Source organism: Oleiphilus sp. HI0079 (assembly GCF_001635105.1).
The window spans coordinates 1-2801 of sequence record NZ_LWFT01000755.1 but is presented as its reverse complement, the minus strand read 5'-3'; the positions used below and the strand labels follow the sequence as shown (position 1 = coordinate 2801).

Here is a 2801-nt window from a genome sequence, read left to right as displayed (position 1 = left end):
ATAGGGACCAGCACGGCATTTCCATTACGCTCAACGGCTTTTTTAGCGAGGAACACGGAACCAATTGAGCCGGATTTGAGAGGTTTGCTCGCGTCAAATTCATAGTAAAGCGATTCGGGTGCTTGCCCAAAATCTTCGATAAAGGCGTTACGGACCTGCTCTGCCGTCATTGGCTCTACATCTTGTTGAAAGACCTCTAGTTCGCGCGCAATCTCTTCTGGAAGAAAGTCTGCACTCGCAGCAGCAACCTGCGCCATTTTGATGAACAAAGGCCCAAACTCAGAAACCATTTTTGAAACAATCTGTGCCTGCCCAGAGAAATCCTTTGGATCCGTTTCTAGGAATGGTTTTATATATCTTATTGCCTGAATTTGTCGTTTGAGAATCTGAATATCACCGCGCAGCACCTGCAACTTGCGCACGATCGAATTAAAACCATCACGATTTATCTGCCTCAGATTCTTGATGGTATTGATGGCTTCGACGAGGATGGGTTCATAGACGCGCAGAATCGCGCGCGTAATCTCAAGATTGAGTTCGAAAATACCCTGTAGCTCTGGGCTCTCAATGAGTTCCTGAAAGAAGAGCCAAAACTCTTCGATGACCACCTCTGGTATTTCTACAGGACTTCGAGAAATAGACTGAGAAACGAGATAACGGATGAGTCTCTCCGTACTTTCCTCGTTTGGAATAAAGCTGCTCTTGCGCAAATAAGCGGTAAGGTCTTTTGAATAGCTTGATACGGGGTGCGTGTACAAGCCTTCAAACAGAACATCAAGCGTTGATGCAAGTTGTGTGCGCTCTACTTTTTCTTCAGATAAAACCAATTTCAGTACGGGCGAGAAGAGCTTCGGCAACGCGATACCGCTCGATGCAATCCCACCCGAACGCTTCAAAAGCGCGAGCGTTGACTTGCTCAAGCCTTGCAGAGATTCCGAAAACAACGGTTTTTTTGGGGATTTAGCGTCTGTCTTGCTCATATAAACCTAACTTGGGTCCATTGCCTAGCTTTACAAGTAGCCGGTAGTTCTCGACAATGTATACGGAGGGTTTCAAACACCCCCCGCTCTTTCAACGGATGATACCACATGGAACTAACGCCGAATGCCTGAATTCTCGATCGTGCACTCGTTCTTTCTCATATTTGCTGGCGCAGCGGTCGTTGCATCCTTCGCTTTATATGCGCGCCAACCTCTGATTCTCTCTTACATTATTATTGGAGCAATTGTTGGTCCATTCGGTTTGAACTATGTTTCTGAAGCAAGAGTGCTAAGCGAAATCGCCGAGATTGGGATCATATTCTTATTATTTCTTCTGGGTCTGGACATGCAACCCAAAAGTCTTGGCAGCATGGTAGGCAAGGCAAGCTTTGTTGCGGTTGTCACTTCCGCTATATTCGCTGCTGCAGGATTTCTAGTTTCGATTTCCTTCGGCTTTTCCAACACCGAAGCTTTGATAATTGGTGCTTGCATGATGTTTTCAAGCACCATAATCGGTATTAAGTTACTACCAACAACAGTACTGCACCACAAACATACAGGCGAGTTGGTTGTTGCACTCTTATTGGTCCAGGATCTCATCGCCATTGTCGTCCTGCTATTGATCGGTGGCCTCGGCGGAACGAGTGACGAAGGTTCGGCACTGATGGACATCGCTTTGTCATTTGCGATGCTTCCAGTGGTCGGGCTAGGCGCAGTTGCTGGCGTTCGCTATGTTATCTTACCCTTGTTTACCAAGTTCGATCGCTTTCATGAGTATATGTTTTTGTTGTCGATTGGCTGGTGTCTGGGCCTAGCTGAAGCGGCCGAAGCGCTTGGCTTGTCTCTCGAAATCGGCGCTTTTATCGCGGGCATTAGTTTAGCGACTAGCCCGATATCCCAGTACATAGCGGTCAATCTCAAGCCTCTCCGCGATTTTTTTCTCGTGTTATTTTTCTTTTCGCTTGGCGCGAACTTTAATCATGGGCTATTGAATGACATTCTCGTTCCGACGATCGTCCTTGGCTTATTAATGATTGCGCTCAAGCCGATAGGATTCCGGCATTTACTAAAAATTAGCGGTGAACAAAAGGCCGATGCATGGGAAGTTGGGTTTCGTCTCGGCCAAATCAGCGAGTTCTCATTGATGATTGCATTTTTGGCCTTCACTCAGCAGTTAATAAGCAACGAAGCATCGCATCTTATACAGGCAACAGCGATTCTTAGCTTCGTATTGAACAGCTATCTCGTTATTTTTCGCTACCCTAGTCCAATCGCGGTTAGCGACAAGCTGCGACGCGATTAGTTGAGAGCTAGCGATGCAATCAGACTTATGCCCCTGTGGCAGCAACACGCTTTACTCAAAATGCTGTGGTCCAATCCACTTGGGGGCCGCTGATGCTGAAACCGCAGAAGCGCTAATGCGATCACGCTACTGTGCGTTCGTGAAAATGGACTCAGGGTATTTAATCCGGTCCTGGCATGAGTCAACACGTCCAAGTAAGCTGACTCTTGATGCGACCAATTGGATTGGCTTAAAGATAAAATCTACTCACAAAGGCTTGCCGGCAGATTTGGAAGGCTGGGTGGAATTCGTTGCAAGGTACAAAATTGATGGGCGAGCACATCGCCTTAAAGAAAACAGTTACTTCAAGAAAGAAAACGGCACTTGGTTTTACGTCAGCGCCGTCGAATCGTAAGCTTAGTAAGCCGATAACACGTTAAGCCCGCATGCCCTTGGTGCTTTCTGTTTCTGAAATATACTTTCCGAGCGCGCGCTCTATACCGCTGCTCACCGCAAAACCTAGCTTATCAGCAATAGAC

General features: G+C 47.0%; 3 protein-coding genes. 2 read left to right on the top strand and 1 reads right to left on the bottom strand.

Features of this window, described 5'->3' with window-relative positions:
- On the bottom strand, window positions 1–980 hold a 980-nt coding region (locus A3750_RS14120), incomplete at its 3' end, for an AarF/UbiB family protein (protein WP_231871829.1).
- A 124-nt stretch (window positions 981–1104) separates the two neighbouring features.
- On the opposite strand from A3750_RS14120, the gene A3750_RS14115 reads away from it, so the two are divergent.
- Both A3750_RS14115 and A3750_RS14110 read left to right on the top strand, forming a co-directional pair.
- Entirely contained in the window at window positions 1105–2283 is a 1179-nt protein-coding gene (locus tag A3750_RS14115; protein WP_068456659.1) for a cation:proton antiporter, read from the top strand.
- Window positions 2284–2296: 13 nt separating this feature from the next.
- The gene (locus tag A3750_RS14110; RefSeq protein WP_068548381.1) at window positions 2297–2677 is read left to right on the top strand and encodes a YchJ family protein; all 381 of its coding nucleotides are present in this window, start codon (window positions 2297–2299) and stop codon (window positions 2675–2677) included.
- Window positions 2678–2801: the final 124 nt, after the last annotated feature.

Bases quoted from the DNA above. Each gene is read 5' to 3' on its own strand.
- A3750_RS14115 (WP_068456659.1), top strand. From the start codon at position 1,105: ATGCCTGAATTCTCGATCGTGCACTCGTTCTTTCTCATATTTGCTGGC.
- A3750_RS14110 (WP_068548381.1), top strand. From the start codon at position 2,297: ATGCAATCAGACTTATGCCCCTGTGGCAGCAACACGCTTTACTCAAAA.